This window comes from Rhizobium mulingense, assembly GCF_029194105.1.
Lineage (GTDB): Bacteria > Pseudomonadota > Alphaproteobacteria > Rhizobiales > Rhizobiaceae > Rhizobium > Rhizobium mulingense.
On record NZ_JARFVE010000008.1, the window covers coordinates 291660 to 308629 of the forward strand.

The 16970-nt window shown below is 62.7% G+C and carries 14 protein-coding genes; 6 read left to right on the top strand and 8 right to left on the bottom strand.

Annotation, left to right across the window (positions count from 1 at the left end; genetic code table 11):
• Positions 1 to 6 precede the first annotated feature (6 nt).
• Positions 7 to 795 (bottom strand): SDR family oxidoreductase, encoded by a 789-nt coding sequence (locus PYR71_RS20360; protein ID WP_275620638.1) that lies wholly within the window; start codon positions 793 to 795, stop codon positions 7 to 9.
• 247 nt (positions 796 to 1042) lie between these two features.
• On the opposite strand from PYR71_RS20360, the gene PYR71_RS20365 reads away from it, so the two are divergent.
• Both PYR71_RS20365 and PYR71_RS20370 read left to right on the top strand, forming a co-directional pair.
• The gene (locus PYR71_RS20365) at positions 1043 to 2707 is read left to right on the top strand and encodes an electron transfer flavoprotein-ubiquinone oxidoreductase (protein ID WP_275620639.1); all 1665 of its coding nucleotides are present in this window, start codon (positions 1043 to 1045) and stop codon (positions 2705 to 2707) included.
• Positions 2708 to 2842: 135 nt separating this feature from the next.
• A complete protein-coding gene (locus PYR71_RS20370) occupies positions 2843 to 3457 on the top strand; it encodes a L,D-transpeptidase (RefSeq protein WP_064682023.1) in 615 nt (204 codons plus the stop codon).
• An 80-nt stretch (positions 3458 to 3537) separates the two neighbouring features.
• Here the strand turns inward: PYR71_RS20370 and PYR71_RS20375 are convergent, their stop codons facing one another.
• Entirely contained in the window at positions 3538 to 4443 is a 906-nt protein-coding gene (locus PYR71_RS20375; RefSeq protein WP_275620640.1) for a DMT family transporter, read from the bottom strand.
• A gap of 145 nt (positions 4444 to 4588) precedes the next feature.
• Here PYR71_RS20375 and PYR71_RS20380 point away from each other — a divergent pair, with 145 nt between their 5' ends.
• Positions 4589 to 5062 carry an Lrp/AsnC family transcriptional regulator gene (locus tag PYR71_RS20380; RefSeq protein WP_275620641.1) on the top strand — a complete coding sequence of 158 codons (474 nt, stop codon included), beginning with the start codon at positions 4589 to 4591 and terminating at the stop codon, positions 5060 to 5062.
• Positions 5063 to 5089: 27 nt separating this feature from the next.
• On the opposite strand, the gene mgtE is transcribed toward PYR71_RS20380, so the two are convergent.
• Together mgtE and PYR71_RS20390 are read right to left on the bottom strand one after the other, a co-directional pair.
• Complete coding sequence (gene mgtE / locus PYR71_RS20385) at positions 5090 to 6463, bottom strand: magnesium transporter (RefSeq protein WP_275620642.1); 1374 nt, start codon at positions 6461 to 6463, stop codon at positions 5090 to 5092.
• Between the two features lie 303 nt (positions 6464 to 6766).
• Positions 6767 to 7780, bottom strand: coding sequence for a zinc-binding alcohol dehydrogenase family protein (locus PYR71_RS20390; protein ID WP_275620643.1), 1014 nt, complete (start codon positions 7778 to 7780; stop codon positions 6767 to 6769).
• A gap of 102 nt (positions 7781 to 7882) precedes the next feature.
• Between PYR71_RS20390 and PYR71_RS20395 the strand changes: the two genes are divergently transcribed.
• The gene (locus PYR71_RS20395) at positions 7883 to 8272 is read left to right on the top strand and encodes a winged helix-turn-helix transcriptional regulator (RefSeq protein WP_183915482.1); all 390 of its coding nucleotides are present in this window, start codon (positions 7883 to 7885) and stop codon (positions 8270 to 8272) included.
• Here the strand turns inward: PYR71_RS20395 and PYR71_RS20400 are convergent.
• Positions 8231 to 9460: an MFS transporter gene (locus PYR71_RS20400; protein WP_275620644.1), complete on the bottom strand. Its 1230-nt coding sequence runs from the start codon at positions 9458 to 9460 to the stop codon at positions 8231 to 8233. The genes PYR71_RS20395 and PYR71_RS20400 overlap by 42 nt on opposite strands.
• Positions 9461 to 9752: 292 nt before the next feature.
• On the opposite strand from PYR71_RS20400, the gene PYR71_RS20405 reads away from it, so the two are divergent.
• Entirely contained in the window at positions 9753 to 10697 is a 945-nt protein-coding gene (locus PYR71_RS20405; RefSeq protein WP_275620645.1) for a diacylglycerol/lipid kinase family protein, read from the top strand.
• Positions 10698 to 10715: 18 nt separating this feature from the next.
• On the opposite strand, the gene PYR71_RS20410 is transcribed toward PYR71_RS20405, so the two are convergent.
• Complete coding sequence (locus PYR71_RS20410) at positions 10716 to 12065, bottom strand: glutamine synthetase family protein (RefSeq protein ID WP_275620673.1); 1350 nt, start codon at positions 12063 to 12065, stop codon at positions 10716 to 10718.
• 83 nt (positions 12066 to 12148) lie between these two features.
• Here PYR71_RS20410 and PYR71_RS20415 point away from each other — a divergent pair, with 83 nt between their 5' ends.
• Complete coding sequence (locus PYR71_RS20415; RefSeq protein WP_275620646.1) at positions 12149 to 13516, top strand: aspartate aminotransferase family protein; 1368 nt, start codon at positions 12149 to 12151, stop codon at positions 13514 to 13516.
• A gap of 457 nt (positions 13517 to 13973) precedes the next feature.
• Here the strand turns inward: PYR71_RS20415 and PYR71_RS20420 are convergent, their stop codons facing one another.
• On the bottom strand, positions 13974 to 15464 hold the full coding sequence (locus PYR71_RS20420; protein WP_275620647.1) for a glycosyltransferase family 39 protein: 1491 nt from the start codon (positions 15462 to 15464) through the stop codon (positions 13974 to 13976).
• Position 15465: 1 nt separating this feature from the next.
• Positions 15466 to 16965 carry a glycosyltransferase family 39 protein gene (locus tag PYR71_RS20425; protein ID WP_275620648.1) on the bottom strand — a complete coding sequence of 500 codons (1500 nt, stop codon included), beginning with the start codon at positions 16963 to 16965 and terminating at the stop codon, positions 15466 to 15468.
• Positions 16966 to 16970 lie beyond the last annotated feature (5 nt).

Consider the following 16970-nt stretch of genomic DNA (forward strand, 5'->3'; position numbering starts at 1 on the left):
TCTAGACTAGACGGATCGTGCCGCGCCGCCGTCGCAGCGGATGAGCGAGCCGGTGATGTAGCTTGCCGGCTGGCTGCAGAGGAAGGCGGCCGTTGCGGCAAACTCCTCCACCCGGCCGTAGCGGCCGACGGGAATGCGCGCCTCCTTGTCGGCGCGGACCTCCTCGAGGCTTTTGCCCGTGCGCTTTGCTGCGGCGCCATCGAGATCGTCGAGCCGCGCCGTCAGAATGCTGCCCGGCAGGAGCAGGTTGGTGGTGATGCCGAAGCTCGCCACTTCGGCGGCAAGCGTCTTGCTCCAGCCGGCAAGCGCCGGGCGCAACGTATTCGACAGCGCCAGGTTGGCGATCGGCTCGATCACGCCCGATGAGGCGACCGTCAGGATGCGGCCCCAGCCCTGCGCCTTCATACCAGGCAGCAGTGCATTGGTGAGGGTGATCACGCGGGCGACCATGGAGAGGAAGTAGGTTTCGAGCTTTTCGGGCGTCATCTCCTCGGTCGTGCCGGGCGTCGGTCCGCCGGTATTGTTGACGAGGATATCGAGGCCGCCGAACTTGTCCTTCACGGCCGTCGTCGCCGTCTCGACGAAGCGCTCGTCCGTGAGGTCGGCCCAGATCCAGTCAGCCCGGCCATTGCCTTCGCTGTTGATTGCCTTGCAATTGGCCTCGAGCTGCTCGCCGCTGCGCCCGCAGAGCAGCACGTTTGCGCCCTCCCGCGCCAGCGCCGCGCCAATGCCGAGGCCGAGCCCGCGTGAGGAGGCGAGAACGAGTGCCCTTTTGCCCTTGATGCCGAGATCCATGATATCCTCCTATGTCTTCGAGCGATGTATAAGCCGCAGGCGACGAAAAAGGAAAGGGAGGGCAGTAACGCGTTCGGGGTTTCTCAATTGACGTTGACGTAAGCGTTATTATGAATCTTCGATCAGCTGAATATCATTGTGCGAATTGAGGATTGGCTGTCGCATCCCGGCTCGACAATGCTTCGTCGTTTTGACAAGACAGGGACCATGGGATGATGGCCACAGGCGGCCAAGCGGAGACGAATGAATGACCGAGACGACTGAGCTGCCCGAGCGCGAGAGCATGGAATTCGACGTTGTGATCGTCGGAGCAGGCCCTGCCGGGCTTGCGGCGGCGATCCGGCTGAAGCAGGTCAATCCCGAATTGTCGGTCGTCGTGCTGGAGAAGGGGGCCGAGGTCGGCGCCCATATTCTCTCGGGCGCCGTCGTCGACCCTGTTGGTATCGACCGGCTGCTGCCCGGCTGGCGCGATGAGGCCGATCATCCCTTCAAAACCGAGGTGACAGACGACCAGTTTCTGCTGCTCGGCCCGGCCGGGTCGATCCGCCTGCCGAATTTCATGATGCCGCCGCTGATGAACAATCACGGCAACTACATCGTCTCGCTTGGGCTTGTCTGTCGCTGGCTGGCCGGCAAAGCGGAAGAGCTCGGCGTCGAGATCTATCCGGGTTTTGCCGCAACCGAGGTGCTCTACGACGACAAGGGCGCGGTGATCGGGGTTGCCACCGGCGATATGGGCATCGAGAAGAACGGCGAGCCGGGGCCGAACTACACCCGCGGCATGGAGCTGCGCGGCAAATACACGCTGATCGGCGAGGGCGTGCGCGGTTCACTCGCCAAGCAGCTGATCGCCAAGTTCGATCTGCAGAAGGACCGCGAGCCGCAGAAATTCGGCATCGGCATCAAGGAGCTCTGGCAGGTCAAGCCGGAGCACCACAAACAGGGTCTGGTGCAGCACTCCTTCGGCTGGCCGCTCGGCATGAAGACCGGCGGCGGCTCCTTCCTCTATCATCTGGAAGACAATCTGGTGGCGGTCGGCTTCGTCGTTCACCTGAACTACAAGAATCCCTATCTCTACCCCTTCGAGGAGTTCCAGCGCTTCAAGACGCATCCGGCGATCCGCGGCACTTTCGAGGGCGGCAAGCGGCTCTCCTATGGGGCGCGTGCCATCACCGAAGGCGGTTATCAGTCGGTGCCGAAGCTGTCCTTCCCCGGCGGGGCGCTGATCGGCTGTTCGGCCGGTCTCGTCAACGTGCCGCGCATCAAGGGCAGCCACAATGCGGTGCTGTCGGGCATGCTGGCGGCCGAGAAGCTGGCGGCGGCGATTGTATCAGGCCGCAGCCATGACGAGGTCGTCGAGATCGAGAACGACTGGCGCAATGGCGACATCGGCAAGGACCTGAAGCTTGTCCGCAACGTCAAGCCGCTGTGGTCGAAGTTCGGCACCGCCCTCGGTGTGGCGCTCGGCGGCCTCGACATGTGGACCAACACGCTGTTCGGCTTCTCCTTCTTCGGTACACTCAAACACGGTAAGAGCGATGCGGAAAGCCTGGAGCCGGCCGCGCAGCACAAGCCGATCGCCTATCCGAAACCGGATGGTGTGCTGACCTTCGACCGGCTGTCCTCGGTGTTCCTGTCGAACACCAATCACGAGGAAGACCAGCCGGTGCATCTGCAGGTCAAGGACATGGCGCTGCAGAAGAGCTCGGAGCTCGGCATCTATGCCGGCCCGTCAACGCGTTACTGTCCGGCCGGCGTCTATGAATGGGTGGAGAAGGATGGCGACAAGACATTCGTCATCAACGCCCAGAACTGCGTGCACTGCAAGACCTGCGACATCAAGGATCCGAACCAGAACATCAACTGGGTACCGCCGCAGGGCGGCGAGGGACCGGTCTATCCGAATATGTAAGGGCGATTGCCGGCTGCGGCCGGCAATTTCACCCGCTGACGCCTTCGTGATCATATCCCACGGTCGTCCTTAGCGATTCATTAACCATAATTTCCTTAGCTTGCGACATCGTGTTGACGCACTAAGGACACATTCATGACGATCTCCCGTCGCGGCTTTCTGATCGCTCTGCCGCTCTTTGTTGCCGGCTGCTCTTCGACCGGCCTCAACAGCCAGACGAACTACGCCGCTCTTCCGGATGAAAAATTTCCGCTGAAGCAGGTGCCGATCGACAAGATCAAGCCCGAGCTGCGCCGCCAGGAGGTGGCTTATGAAAGCTCTCACGCGCCGGGCACGATCGTCATCGACACACCCGCGCGTCGCGCCTACTACGTTCTCGGTGACAACAGGGCGATGCGCTATGGCGTCGGTGTCGGCCGCGAAGGGCTGGCATTTGCCGGCAATGCCTATATCGGCCGCAAGGCCGAATGGCCGAGCTGGACCCCCACGGAAAACATGCAGCGCCGCGAAGAGCGCTACCGCAGGCTTGCCGGCGGCATGCCGGGCGGCCCGAACAACCCGCTCGGCGCGCGGGCGATGTATCTCTATCGCGGCGGCAACGATACCCATTTCCGCATCCATGGCACCAACCAGCCGGAATCAATCGGCCTGGCCATGTCGAGCGGCTGTATCCGCATGATGAATCATGACGTGATCGACCTCTATAGCCGCGTCGAAGTCGGCGCCAGGGTTGTGGTCATCCAGGCTTGAGCGGCTAAAACGGACCCATCAAAAGAGCCGCCGCAGCCCGGGCTGCCGGCGGCTTTTGGCTTGGCGCCAAAGTTGGCGCGTCAGCGGCGGCGTGCGGCAATCCCCGTCGAGAGCGCCACGCCGATGCCGGTGATGACGGCGGCGCTGATTTCGGCTGTGCCGATCGTTTCGCCGAGCAGGAAGCCGCCCCCGAGCGTCGCCAGAACAGGCGTCAGCGCCGTGAAGGCGGCGGCCTGCGTTCCGCCGAGGGTCCGGACGGCCGTGCCATAGGCGACCATGGCGACGAGACCGGAAAGAATGCCTTGGCTCAGCACCTGAAGACCAATTTCCGGAAGCGGCGCTTGCGGCAGCGAGATGCCGAAGACGAGGGCCAGCACAGCCATGATCAGGAAAGACCAGGCGGCAATCAACGCGCTGGCCTGAATGGCGGTCAGGCCCGAGCGGCGGAAGGCATGCGTGTAGCTTGCCCAGAGTACGGCGCCTGCCGGCAGCAGGACAAGGCTCGTCCAGGGCAGGGAGGCATCGCCAAGGCTGCGGGCGAGCAGAATGAGAACACCGCCGACGATTGCCAGCAGCCCGGCGATGCGCGTGACGTCGGGCCGCTCCCGAAACAGCAGAACGCCGATCAATGCCGTGGCAAGCGGCATCGAGCCACCGAGCAGGATGCCCGAAGAGGCGGCCGGCGTGGAGTGAATGGCAAGCGTCGTCACCAGGAAGAAGATCGCGCCGCAGCCGGCGACCATGATCGCCAGCACATGCAGCGGCAGCCCCTTCGGCAGCAGGCCTATCCGAAGCCAGACGGGCGAAAGCACGAGGGCCGGAATGCCGAAGCGGATGAGGCCGATATCGATTGGGCCGAGCGAGGTTGCGGCGCTGTGGCGGGTCGCTAGAAACCAGGTCGCCCAGATCAGCACGGTAATCGCGCCGGCGGCATAACCGAGGGACTGTGAAGGCGATTTGTCGTTTGAAAATGCGATCGTACTCATCGTCCTAATCCTTTCCTCCGTCCGGATCCTGTCCGGTTGAAGTGAAGATTAGCGCCAGATGCCGGGGCATGTCCTTGCTATCTGTGGCAACAAAATCGTGCTAAACGCAATCTTCTGCCAAATGATGCCGATGGACATTACGAAAATGCCAAATCTCGATAAATTCGATCTCGCCATCCTGAAATGCCTGCAGGAAGATGCGCGCGCCACTAATGTCGAGATCGCCGAGAAGGTCAATCTTTCCCCGTCGCCCTGCCTGCGCCGCATCCGCAATCTCGAACGTTCCGGCATCATCCGCGGTTACTCCGCCGATATCGACCGCAAGGAAGTCGGTCTCGGCCTGACGGTCTTCGTCGAATTCAAGGTCGTCCACCACAGCCGCGAGAATTCCGAGGCGCAGCAGAAGGCGCTGCTCGCCATCCCCGAGATCGTCTCCTGCTTCCTGATCTCGGGAACGGCCGATTTCCTCGCCGAAGTGGTGGTGGAGGATCTCGCCGCCTATGAGCGGCTCCTGACCGAGACGCTGCTGACCCTTCCCAATGTCAGCGACATCCGCTCGAATTTCGCCATCCGCAGTATCAAGACGCATGGGCCGTTGAAGCTGCCCGAGGGAAAGTAAGTTCCCCCGGGCATGCTGCGACATGAATTAAAGCAGCGTCCCGCTGAGGATGAGCAGCGCCACCGAGAAGTAGATGACGAGCCCGGTGACGTCGACCAGTGTGGCGACGAAGGGTGCCGAGGCGCTGGCCGGATCGAGCCGAAGCTTCTGCAGCACGAAGGGCAGCATCGAACCGCAGATCGAGCCGAAGGTGACGATCCCGATCAGGGCGGCAAACACCGTTATGGCGACCATCTGCCAGTGGGGGCCGTAGTCGTAGAGCCCGGCGGTCTGCCAGAAGACGATGCGGATGAAGCCGACGAGACCGAGGATCGCACCGAGCACGATGCCGGTCGGGAGTTCGCGGACCAGCACCTTCCACCAGTCCGAAAGCTTCAGCTCGCCGAGCGCCAAGGCCCGGATGATCAGCGATGTTGCCTGTGACCCGGAATTGCCGCCCGAGCTCATGATCAGCGGGATGAACAGCGTCAGCACCACGGCCTTTTCCAGTTCGCCCTCGAAATGCTGCATGGCGCTTGCCGTCAGCATCTCGCCGAGGAAGAGCGCGGCGAGCCAACCGGCGCGCTTGCGGATCATGCCGGCAAAGCCGATCTTCATATAGGGCTGGCCGAGCGCCTCCATGCCGCCGAACTTCTGAGCTGCTTCCGTCGTGTCGGCGATCATCGTATCGATCACGTCGTCGACGGTGACGATGCCGAGCATCCGTCCATGGTCGTCGGTCACAGGCAAAGCGAGCAGATCGTGCTTGCGGATCAGCCGGGCGACATCCTCCTGCTTCATCAGCGGATCGGCCGCAACCGGAACGCCCTTCTGCGCCACCGTAAGAATGGAAGCATCCGGCTCGCCGGTGATCAGGCGGCGCAGCGTCACCACATGCATCAGCGCATGGCTTGCCTCGTCGAGCACATAAATGGCGTAGACGGTCTCGCGCGAACGTTCGACCTGGCGCACATGGTCGAGCGTCTGGCCAACGGTCCAGCTGTCAGGAACGCTGACGAACTCCGTCGTCATGATGCCGCCGGCGGTTCGCGGCGGATAGCCCATCAGGTGCTGGATGGCGATGCGCACCGGCTCGTCGAGGCCGGCAAACAGCCGGGCGCGGGTCTCTGCGTCAAGTTCGAGCAGCACGTCGGCGACGCGGTCGTTGGACATGCCGTGCAGCAGCCGTGCGGCATCCTCGGCGCTCAGCAGCGCCAGGATCTGTGCGGCGTTGCGAAGCTCCGGCCGGTCGAGGATGTTGACGGCATAGTCGAGCGGCATGCCGGTCAGCACGCGGCCGGCATCCTGGACGGTGAGTGCGTTCAACGCGTCGACGCGCTCGGCGATCGTTGCACCGCGGCTGTTGTTGATGAAGGCACGGGCGGCATGGCCTGCCCGAAGAGGGAAGCGATTGATATTCATTGAGGCTCGCCTTTCCATCGATCCGCCGTAGCGTCCCGACGGGCGAGCCGACAGGAGTCGGTCAGCGCACGAGGGCCGCGTACGGCAAAGGCAATCGACTGCTACTGTCGCTTGGCATCTGAGTGATGGCTCCGTTGAAATCCGTGGAAGACAGGTGTCATCCACGTGTCATGCTAGTGGTCCCGAACGCGGAATAAGTCAAGCGGGAGAAATGCTTAACGCCAGAATGTCGCACCCTGTGAGGCGACACCCAATGTTCCTTGATGGCGTCTTGCAGCCCCGTACGAGACGTTAGGCGTGCCGTCAAAATCCGGCAAGCACCGCCTTGCCCTTCATCCGGCCGCTTTCGACCATCATATGCGCCTTCTTCAGGTTCTCCGCGTTGATCGGACCGACGACCTCGGAAAGCGTCGTGCGGATTTTGCCGGCGTCGACGAGCTCGGAAACCTTGTTCAACAGCTTGTGTTGCTCGATCATGTCGGGCGTGGCGAAAAGCGGGCGGGTGAACATCAACTCCCAATGGATGGAAACAGCCTTGCGCTTGAAGGGCACGATATCGAGCGTCTTCGGATCATCGATCAGCGCAAAACGGCCCTGCGGTGCGATCGCTTCGATGATGTCGCCGATATGGCTGTCGGTATTGGTCGTCGAAAAGATGAAGCCGGGTGCGCCGAGGCCGAGCGCTGCCACCTGTGAGGCGATCGGCTTGGAGTGATCGACCACGTGATGCGCCCCGAGTTCCTTCACCCAGCCCTGTGTTTCCGGCCGTGACGCCGTGGCGATAACGGTCAGATCAGTGAGCGCGCGGGCGATCTGGATGGCGATCGAGCCGACGCCGCCGGCGCCGCCGATAATGAGAATCGTGCGCGGCGCGCCCGCCACCGGATCCATTACTTTCAACCGGTCGAAAAGCGCCTCATAAGCGGTAATCGAGGTCAGCGGCAGGGCGGCTGCCGCCGCGAAATCGAGGCTCGTGGGTTTCCTGCCGACGATGCGCTCGTCGACAAGATGGAATTCGGCATTGCTGCCCGGGCGGCTGATCACACCGGAATAAAAGACTTCGTCGCCCGGCGTGAACAAGGTGACATCGGCGCCGACGGCCCTGACTGTGCCGGCGGCATCCCACCCGAGCACTTTGAGGTGGCCGGCCGGCGGTGCGGAATGGGCGCGCACCTTTACATCGACCGGATTGACGGAGACCGCCCGGATTTCGACGAGCAGATCGTGGCCGCTGGCCTCGGGCATCGGCAGATCGACATCGATCAACGAGGTCTCCGAGGTTATCGGTTGGGGCGTCTTGTAAGCAACGGCGCGCATCGGAAGCTCCTGTGTTCATTGCACGGAAGCTAGATGCGCATTACGCTCAGGCAACGCAAGAATGCACAAATTCTGTACGTAGTACCAAAAAGGATACTGTCGATGTCGCTGCCCCGCGCCAAGCTTGTCAAGAATTTCCCGGGCTGTCCGGTTGAGGCAACGCTGAGTTTTCTGGACGGCAAATGGAAAGGCGTGATTCTGTTTCACCTGATGCAGGGCACGTTGCGGTTCAACGAATTGCGCCGAAAGCTGCCGGCCGTGACACAACGTATGCTGACCAAGCAGTTACGGGAACTGGAAGAGTCAGGCCTGGTGTCGCGCACCGTCTACCCGGTCGTGCCGCCACGCGTCGAATATAAGATGACGCCGCTTGGCACGACGCTGAAGCCTGTCATCCTTGCGCTGGCCGCATGGGGAGAGGAACACGTCTTCTGCAGCCCGGAGGCCGCGTCAGAGGGCTTCGAAGCTTGCGCTACGGCGCTCCAGTCGTAGCGAGGCTGCAAAGACGAAAAGACCGAGGAAGGACAGCGCCGCGCCGACATAACCGGTTGCCGCAAAACCGTAGCCCCGGGCGATGACGAGACCACCCAGCCAGGCGCCGAGCGCATTGGCGATGTTGAAAGCGGAATGATTGGAGGCGGCCGCAAGCGTCTGCGCATCGGCTGCGACATCCATCAGCCGCGTCTGCAGTGCCGGGCCGGCGGCGAAACCGCAGCCGACGAGGAAGACTGAGAGGCCGAGCATGTAGGAGTTGGCGGCGGTCAGCGAGAAGGTGGTCAGCACGACGATATTATAGACCAGCGATCCGCCGATCGTGCCGAGCAGCGACTTGTCGGCGAGCCACGAGCCGATGAAATTGCCGGCGTTCATGCCGACGCCGAACAGCACCAGCATGATCGGAACCGCGGTTTCCGGCAGCATCGCCACCTCGGTCGTCGTCGAGGCGATATAACTGAACATGGCGAACATCCCGCCATAGCCGACGGCGGCGATGCCGAGCGTCAGCCAGACTTGCGGCCGGCGGAAGGCGCCGAGTTCGCGCAGGAAGCTCGCTTCTTCTGAAACCCTGTCCTTCGGAACGTGGAACCAGATCAGTGCCACCGTCAGCAGGCCGACGACGCCGACCGTCAGAAATGCCACCTGCCAGTCGAGCGATTGGCCGAAGAGCGTTGTGGCCGGCGTGCCGAGAAGGGTGGCCACCGTCAATCCGAGCATGACGCGCCCGACCGCGCGTGCCCGCCGATGTACCGGCACCATCGAGGCGGCGACCAGGGCCGCAACGCCGAAATAGGCGCCATGCGGCAGGCCGCTCACGAAGCGCAGCAGAGTGAAGGTCTCGAAGGTCGGGGCGACGGCGCTGAGAATGTTGCCGGCGGCAAAGACCAGCATCAGCGTCAACAGCAGTGTGCGGCGCGCCATCTTGGCGGCGAGCACGGCGATGACTGGTGCGCCGATGACGACGCCGAGCGCATAGGCGCTGATGACATAGCCGGCCTGCGGCGTCGTCACCGAGAAGGTTTCGGCGACATTGGGCAGCAGTCCCATGATGGCGAATTCGCCGGTACCGATGCCGAAGCCGCCGCAGGCAAGCGCCAGTTGAACCAAGGCAACAGTGGTCGCCGACGGCAGCTTGGCATCCGGCTCGATTTCGACGGGTTCATTGATCGCGATCTGGCTCACGAGAGCTCCTTGAGGCGGTTCTCTGCTTGGCAAAGGGCCTGGCACGGAGGCGGGCCGATCGTTTTGATTGGCAGGACGTGGAGAGGTATTGGGAACCTCTATCTATCCGTGAGGTCCCCGCCCGCGTCGAGTGCATTTTTTGCAGTGCAGCGTCCTGTTATGTGCATATGTCTATTGCAATTTTTGCACTTCCGGAGCTTCTGGGGAAAAGCGGCGGCGCTTGAAATCGCCGATACCGCAACCATCTGAGGAGCAAGGCAGGAGAAGTTCCGCGCCAGAGAAGGGAGGCCTCATGAAGCTTGTAGGCTTTTTCAATCGCGACGGCGGCACCTTCAGGACCACCGATATGCTGGCCTACGAGAAGAGGGCGGAGGCGGCCTTTCGGGATGCCGGGCACGATTTCGATGCCATCGTTTTCTCCGGCAAGGAAATCATTCCCGCCATGGAAAGGGCGGCTAAGCGCGACGATATCGATGGCATCGTCGCCGGCGGTGGCGACGGGACGATTTCGGCGGCGGCGTCGATCGCCTGGAAAAACGGCATTGCGCTCGGCGTCGTACCGGCCGGCACGATGAACCTTTTTGCCCGCTCGCTGAGGGTGCCGCTCGATATCTGGCAGGCGCTCGACGTATTGGCTTCCGGCGAGATCGACAATGTCGATATCGCCAGCGCCAACGGAAGGCCTTTCATTCACCAGTTTTCCGCCGGCCTGCATGCCCGGATGGTACGCTACCGCAATGCCTACAGCTATCGTTCGCGGCTCGGCAAAATACGGGCAAGCACCAAGGCAGCTCTCGGCGTGATCTTCAATCCACCTGAGTTTGAGGTCGAGTTCGAAGCCGCCGGCATGCGAGAACGCCGCAGGGTCTCGGCAATCTCGGTTTCCAACAATCCTTTCGGCGAAAATGCGTTGCTGTATGCCGATAATCTCACAAGCGGCGAACTCGGCTTCTATACGGCAAACCCACTGAAGCCGCTCGGTGTCGCCCGCCTCGCCGTCGACATGCTGCGCGGCAAAGTCCGTGAGAATGCCGACGTCATGGTGATGCACCCGGCGGAGGTGCACCTGCATTTCCCGAAACTGCGCCGCAAGGCCAATTGCGTCATGGACGGCGAGTTGCTGCCGCTTGAGCGTGACGTCTCGATCAGGCTGCATCCCGGCGAGTTGAAGGTCCTGGTCAAGCAAGGCCTCGCAGCCCAGGTGGACGAGGACGAACGCCGCGAGCCCGCTGCGTAGTCGGCTGCGGCATAAGCCTCAGAGCCGCGGCAGATAAGTGCGGTAGTCGAAATCCGACACGGTGCTGAGATGCGCCAGCGCTTCCTTGCGCTTTGTGTCGCCGTAGAGTGCCTGGTAGCGTGCGCCGAAGATGTCGGCGATGAAGGGCGAGGTGCGGAACGTCTCGACCGCGCTGAGGAAATCATGGGTCAGCCGGGTCGTGTTCGCGGGCGTGTATGAAGGCGTTGTCTCCTCGCCGGGGTCGAGTTCTCGGTCGAGCCCATTCAGCATGCCGCCGAGGATTGCCGCGAGCAGCAGATAGGGATTGGCATCGGCACCGGCGACGCGGTGCTCGATACGCGCGGCCGGCCCGTCCTTGTCAGGGATGCGGACCGCCGTGCCGCGGTGACCGCTGCCCCAGGTCAGATCGACCGGCGCGAAGGAGCCCGGCTGGAAGCGGCGGTAGGAATTGGCGAAGGGCGCGAAGATCAGCTGCGCCGCGCGCATGCTGTCGAGCAGGCCGGCCGTCACCGATTTCAACAGCTTCGGCTCGCCGCCCTTGGCATCGAGGATGTTGCGGCCCTGGCTGTCGATGACGCTGGCATGCACATGCAGACCGGAACCGGCATGCTCGGAATAGGGCTTGGCCATGCAGGTTGATTTCAGCCCATGGCGGCGCGCCGCCTGTTCGGCGATACGCTTGAGATAGAGGCAATCGTCGGCGGCGGCCAGCGCATCGGCGCGATGCATGAGATTGATCTCGAACTGGCCCGGGCCGAATTCCGCCGTCGCTGCATCCGCCGGTAGTGCCTGCGCCTTGGCGTAGGCCTTGAGCGTCTGCAGATAGTCCTCGAGTGCATCGACGGCGCTCATGTCGTAGAGCTGAAAGCCGTTCGGTTCGCCGCGATAGGTAAGGCTTTCAGGCGGCGAGGGTCGCCCGGTATCGCGCCAGTCCGCTGACATCACGTAGAATTCCAGCTCGGTGGCGACCAAAGGCGTCAGCCCGCGGTTGCGATAGCGCTCGACCACCGAAGCGAGGATGGCGCGCGGATCCATGAAGCTCGGGCTGCCGTCGAATTCACACATGGTGGCGAGCACCTGCATCGAGCCCTCGGGCGCCCAGGGCATCGGCGCAAGGCTGCGCCGGTCGGCGACGACCATGCCGTCGGGATCGCCGATCGTCAGCGACAGGCCGGTAATGTCGTCATTGTCGTCGCCCCAGATATCGAGCGACTGCGTTGACGTCGGCAGGCGGATCTCACCGGCCCAGACCTTGCCTTCGGCGCCTGATGGAAGCTGCTTGCCGCGCAGCTCACCGTTCATGCCGACGATCAGGATCTCGAAACGCGGGTCGCCACCGGCCTTGCCGTCCATCCTGTCGCTCGCCATGACCTTGAAAATCCTCCGGGACAAGGCCAAGCTCCTATCCCATCGATAGCAGCCTTTCAATCCGCGAGGGTCTTTCACCAGCCATGCCCGATACTTACCCTCCCTCGAACCTTGCCGCGATCGACGCAGCCCATCATCTGCACCCCTTCGCCGACATGAAGAAGCTGAACGCCGATGGCGCCCGCGTCATCCAGCGCGGTGAGGGCGTTTACATCTTCGATGATCGCGGCCGGAAATATCTCGATGGCTTCGCCGGCCTCTGGTGCGTCAATATAGGCTATGGCCGCGGCGAGATCGCTGAGGCCGTCGCAAGGCAGATGAACGAGCTGCCTTATTACAACACCTTTTTCGGCACGACCTCGACGCCGACGGCGCTGCTGGCGCAGAAGGTGACGTCGCACGCCGGCGCGCGTTTCAACCATATCTTTTTCACCGGTTCCGGTTCGGAGGCGAACGACACCTGGTTCCGCATGGCTCGCGTCTATTGGAGCGCCGTCGGCAAGCCGTCGAAGAAGATCGTCATCGCGAGAAAGAACGGTTATCACGGTTCGACCGTCGCCGGCGCCAGTCTCGGCGGCATGAAATACATGCACGAGCAGGGCGACCTGCCGATCCCTGGAATCGTTCATATCGGCCAGCCCTATTGGTACGGCGAGGGCGGCGATCTCTCGCCTGATGAATTCGGCCTGAAGGTCGCCCGCGAACTCGAAGCGAAGATCGATGAACTGGGCGAGGAGAACGTCGCCGCCTTCGTCGCCGAGCCGGTGCAGGGAGCTGCCGGCGTCATCATCCCGCCGGAAACCTATTGGCCGGAGATCGACCGCATCTGCAAGGCGCGCAATATCCTGCTGGTGACCGACGAGGTGATCTGCGGTTTCGGCCGGTTGGGCGCCTGGTTCGGCCACCAGCATTTCGGCGTCCCGCCGGATCTCGCGCCGATAGCCAAAGGGCTTTCCTCCGGTTACCTGCCGATCGGCGGCGTACTCGTCAGCGATAGGATTGCCGACGTGCTGATCAACGAGGTCGGCGAGTTCAATCACGGCTTCACCTATTCCGGCCACCCGGTCTGTGCTGCCGCCGCACTCGAAAATCTGCGCATCATCGAGGCGGAAGGGCTGGTCGAACGCGTGCGTGACGATATCGGCCCCCATTTCGGCAGGGCCTGGGAAGCGCTCGTGGACCATGATCTGGTCGGCGAGGCCGTCAGCATCGGCCTGATGGGCGGCTTGCAGCTTGCCGCCGATAAGAGCACGCGCAGGCGTTATGAGAAGCCCGATCCGGTCGGCGCGCTGGTGCGCAATCACGCGCTGGCGAACGGTCTCGTGCTGCGCGCCACCGGCGACCGCATGCTTGCTTCGCCGCCACTCGTCATCAGCCACGCGGAGGTGGACGAGATGGCCAGGATTACCAAGCTGGCGCTGGATGCGACCTGGAAGGAACTGAGATCCTGATGTCGCCCAGCCGGCTGGGTCCATTGCAAATGCGGCGATAAGCAGGCGCTCGCAATGCCCGCACTTCCGGCCGTATCGCACCATTGACGCCGCCGCCTGAAACACAGGTGAGGCGGACGTGGTAAGGCTGGCCTACTGAAGCACCGGTTGTAGTGTGTCTCTGTACGCTGCGGCGACCTTGGCGAGAACGCCAACCCCACTCTCCGTCGTCCCAGGCCCCTTGAGCCTGCGATCCATGCCGCTGCTGCTGATGCATGATGAGCTAGGCACGGCAAAGCATTCACAGGGCAGACGCCCGTGTCAGCACCCGCCAGGGAAACCAGACAATGTCCAGTCACGGCCTAAACCGGTGACGAGGCGGATGATAGCCCATGTGCAGATCAACGAGGTCGGCCACTTTAATCAAGGCTACACTTATTCCGGCCATTCGGTTGATGCGACCGCCGTATTTCTGATTTCACTCAGCCGACCGGTCGAGCCAAGCATACCCGAATCGGTAGTGGTCGTCGCCGCGCTGATAAAAATAGGGCACGTCGATCACTGATGTCTCAGGCGCGGACACGCCGAGATTGGCCTGGAGCCAGTCAGCCATGGTCCGCGGAAGCCCCTCGCTTCCCCCCTTCGGCGGGATCAGCCACACGAGAAGCAACGGTTGCCGGCCGCTAAGATCCGGACGGAAACCGGGATAATCCACGGAGAGGACCGGCACACCGGGAATATCCTGCCTGAGATTGCCGGCGAGCAGGCTGTCGCCCGCAAGGATCGCCGCCGGTTCGGCCTGTTTGCGCAAGCTTTCCAGCATCGTGGCATAGGGCCTGCTCAGCCGTTCGTAATGGCCGGTGAAGCGTGCGGCGGCGACGCTGCCGTAAAGGGCGGCCGGAACAGCGATCATGATGACGGCGACGACGGCCATGAAACGCCGAAACGCCTTGTCGGTCACGACGCCGGCGGCGTCGATCTTCAGGCAGAAATAGAGCGGCAGGATGAAGAGCATCGGCACCAGCCAGCGATCCTTGATGCCGGCAGCACCGCCGAAGACGATCAACAGCAGGATGCCGATGAGGAAGACGAGCAGCATCCGCTCGATGAGCCGCGTCCATTCCGAACCGGCGGTGAGCGCCGGACGAAGGCTCTTGCCGAAGACGATGGCGAAGACCGCCACCGTCAATCCGGCGAAACTTAAGGTGGCGAGAACAAGCGAGCTGACACCCATGGTGACCTGCATGAGATAGCTCGCATCGCCGCTCGCGGTCATTTTCTCCAGCGTGCGGGCGGTGGCGAAATCGAGATTGTCCTTCAGCCAGAAGAGATGGGGCAGGACGATGATAAGCGCCACGACAGCGGTCAGCACCAGCCGCCGGTCGAAGATCCGCGGCCGCAGGCGCGCCTCCGCCAGCGCGGCAATCAGCCCTGCCGCCGGCAAGATCGCGAAATTATATTTGGCCAGCAGGCCGAAGCCGATGCCGATGCCTGTTATCAGATAGGAGCCAAGGCTCGGCTGCTTCAGGCTGCGGATGAAGCCGTAGAAGAAGATGCTGGCCGAGAAGAACACCGCGACCGTGTGCGTCAGGTCTCGCTGCATCTCGAAAGCCATTTGCGGGATGGTCAGCAATCCGAGCGTCGCGATCGCCACCAGCGCCTTGTCGCGCAAAATCAGATGCGCGGTCAGGCCATATAGCAGGTAGGCGCTGAACAGCAGGAGATTCTTCACCACCGAAAGCGCGACAAGCGAAACACCGGCAAACCGGAAGACGGCATATTGCAGCCAGTTGTAGAACGGCGGCTGCGGCCCGTAACCGGCGGCGAGCCATTGCGAGCGGAAAACCTGTTCGGCCTCGTCGAGATCGAGTGAATGCGAGGTTGCGAGCCGCACACCGACCTGAAGCGTGAAATAGACGGCCAGCAGCACGAAAATCCAGCGCACGTCGCGAAGACCGGTCTTGATCATTCTATCTGGCCCCCGGCCGAACCCAGGCATAGCCGAGTGCGAAATTATCGCCCTGGCGGCCGAAATAATAGGGAAGCGACAAGGCGCCGATCTCCTGCGGCGCGATGCCCGCCGCCGTCAGCGCCGATGAAAACCGCTCCGGCATGACGGCATCCGCCGCCGTCGCCGTCTTCTTGCCGCGCCAGACGATCAGCACCGGTCCGCCTGCTGTCGTGTAGGCCGGAATGCCGGCAACGGGAAAATCGGGGATGACGACGGGCACATGGGGAAGCTGCAGACGCATATTCCCCGCGACATAGGTATCCGAGGCAATCACCAGCGCGGGTTCGGCCTGCCGGGTCATTTCGCGGGCGAGATCGGCGATCGGCACATTCGGTCGGCTATAGGTGCCGATCAGCCCGGCGCCGACCACACGGAAGCCGAGCGCGACCAGCACACAGGCCATCAGCACCGGCACGACCGGCCGGAAGCGGCGCAGCCCGGCGGAAAGATCGAGCCCGGCCGCCTTCATCTTTGCCAAAAAGTAGATCGGCAGCACCAGCAGGAACGGATCGAGCCAGCGCTCGCGCACCGTGGTGGAACCCGTGAACAGCACGATCAGAAGGATTCCGGCGAGGCTAGCAAGCATCATCCGCTCCATCATCCCGGTCCAGCGGTTTCCGGATGAAAGCATCAGGACAAAATCCCGGCGGAAGGCGGCGGCGAAAATTGCGATCGGCAGTGCTGCAAAGGCGAGGATGGCGACGACAAAGGCGAGAATGCCTTTGCCGATCCGCACGATGCCGGCGGGTTCGTTGCCGGCGGCCATCTTGACCAGAGTGTCGGAGGAGGCGAATTCGAGATTGCCCTGCAGCCAGATCGCGTGCGGCAGGACGATGATGAGCACAACGGCGATTGCGATCAGCATGCGCCAGTCGAGCGCCCTGCGCCGCCATTCGGCGTCAGGCAGGATGGCAATCAGCGCGACCGCCGGCATCAGCGCAAAATTGTACTTCGAGATCAGCCCGATGCCCGTTGCAAGGCCGAGCAGGAGGTAGCTGCCGATGCCTGGCCGGTCGAGCGTGCGGAAGAAGCCATAGAGGAACAGGGAACTGGCGAAGAGCAGGGCCGTCGTGTGGGTCAGATCCTGCTGGGCCATGTAGGAGACCTGGGGCAGGGTGATCAGCGCCAGCATGCCGACGGCGGCGAGCGCCTGGTCCTTCAGTGCTTCGCGCCCGGCAAGGCCATAAAAGAAGTAACATAGGAAGAGCAGGATATTCTTCGGCACGATCAACGCGCCGATGGACATGCCCGTCACCGAAACGACGGCATATTGCATCCAGTTATAGAAGGGCGGCTGCGGGCCGTAGCCCGCCAGCAGATATTGCGAGAAGAAGGACTGCTCGGCTTCATCCAGCTCCAGCGAATGCGGAAGCGCAAGTCGCAGCCCGACGTTCAGCACGAAATAGGCTGCGAGCAGCAGACCCGCGATTCCGATCGTCCTGGTCGCGCGTTCCAGCATCGTGC

Bases quoted from the DNA above. Each gene is read 5' to 3' on its own strand.
- PYR71_RS20360 (WP_275620638.1), bottom strand. From the start codon at position 795: ATGGATCTCGGCATCAAGGGCAAAAGGGCACTCGTTCTCGCCTCCTCA.
- PYR71_RS20365 (WP_275620639.1), top strand. From the start codon at position 1,043: ATGACCGAGACGACTGAGCTGCCCGAGCGCGAGAGCATGGAATTCGAC.
- PYR71_RS20370 (WP_064682023.1), top strand. From the start codon at position 2,843: ATGACGATCTCCCGTCGCGGCTTTCTGATCGCTCTGCCGCTCTTTGTT.
- PYR71_RS20375 (WP_275620640.1), bottom strand. From the start codon at position 4,443: ATGAGTACGATCGCATTTTCAAACGACAAATCGCCTTCACAGTCCCTC.
- PYR71_RS20380 (WP_275620641.1), top strand. From the start codon at position 4,589: ATGCCAAATCTCGATAAATTCGATCTCGCCATCCTGAAATGCCTGCAG.
- mgtE (WP_275620642.1), bottom strand. From the start codon at position 6,463: ATGAATATCAATCGCTTCCCTCTTCGGGCAGGCCATGCCGCCCGTGCC.
- PYR71_RS20390 (WP_275620643.1), bottom strand. From the start codon at position 7,780: ATGCGCGCCGTTGCTTACAAGACGCCCCAACCGATAACCTCGGAGACC.
- PYR71_RS20395 (WP_183915482.1), top strand. From the start codon at position 7,883: ATGTCGCTGCCCCGCGCCAAGCTTGTCAAGAATTTCCCGGGCTGTCCG.
- PYR71_RS20405 (WP_275620645.1), top strand. From the start codon at position 9,753: ATGAAGCTTGTAGGCTTTTTCAATCGCGACGGCGGCACCTTCAGGACC.
- PYR71_RS20410 (WP_275620673.1), bottom strand. From the start codon at position 12,065: ATGGCGAGCGACAGGATGGACGGCAAGGCCGGTGGCGACCCGCGTTTC.
- PYR71_RS20415 (WP_275620646.1), top strand. From the start codon at position 12,149: ATGCCCGATACTTACCCTCCCTCGAACCTTGCCGCGATCGACGCAGCC.
- PYR71_RS20420 (WP_275620647.1), bottom strand. From the start codon at position 15,464: ATGATCAAGACCGGTCTTCGCGACGTGCGCTGGATTTTCGTGCTGCTG.
- PYR71_RS20425 (WP_275620648.1), bottom strand. From the start codon at position 16,965: ATGCTGGAACGCGCGACCAGGACGATCGGAATCGCGGGTCTGCTGCTC.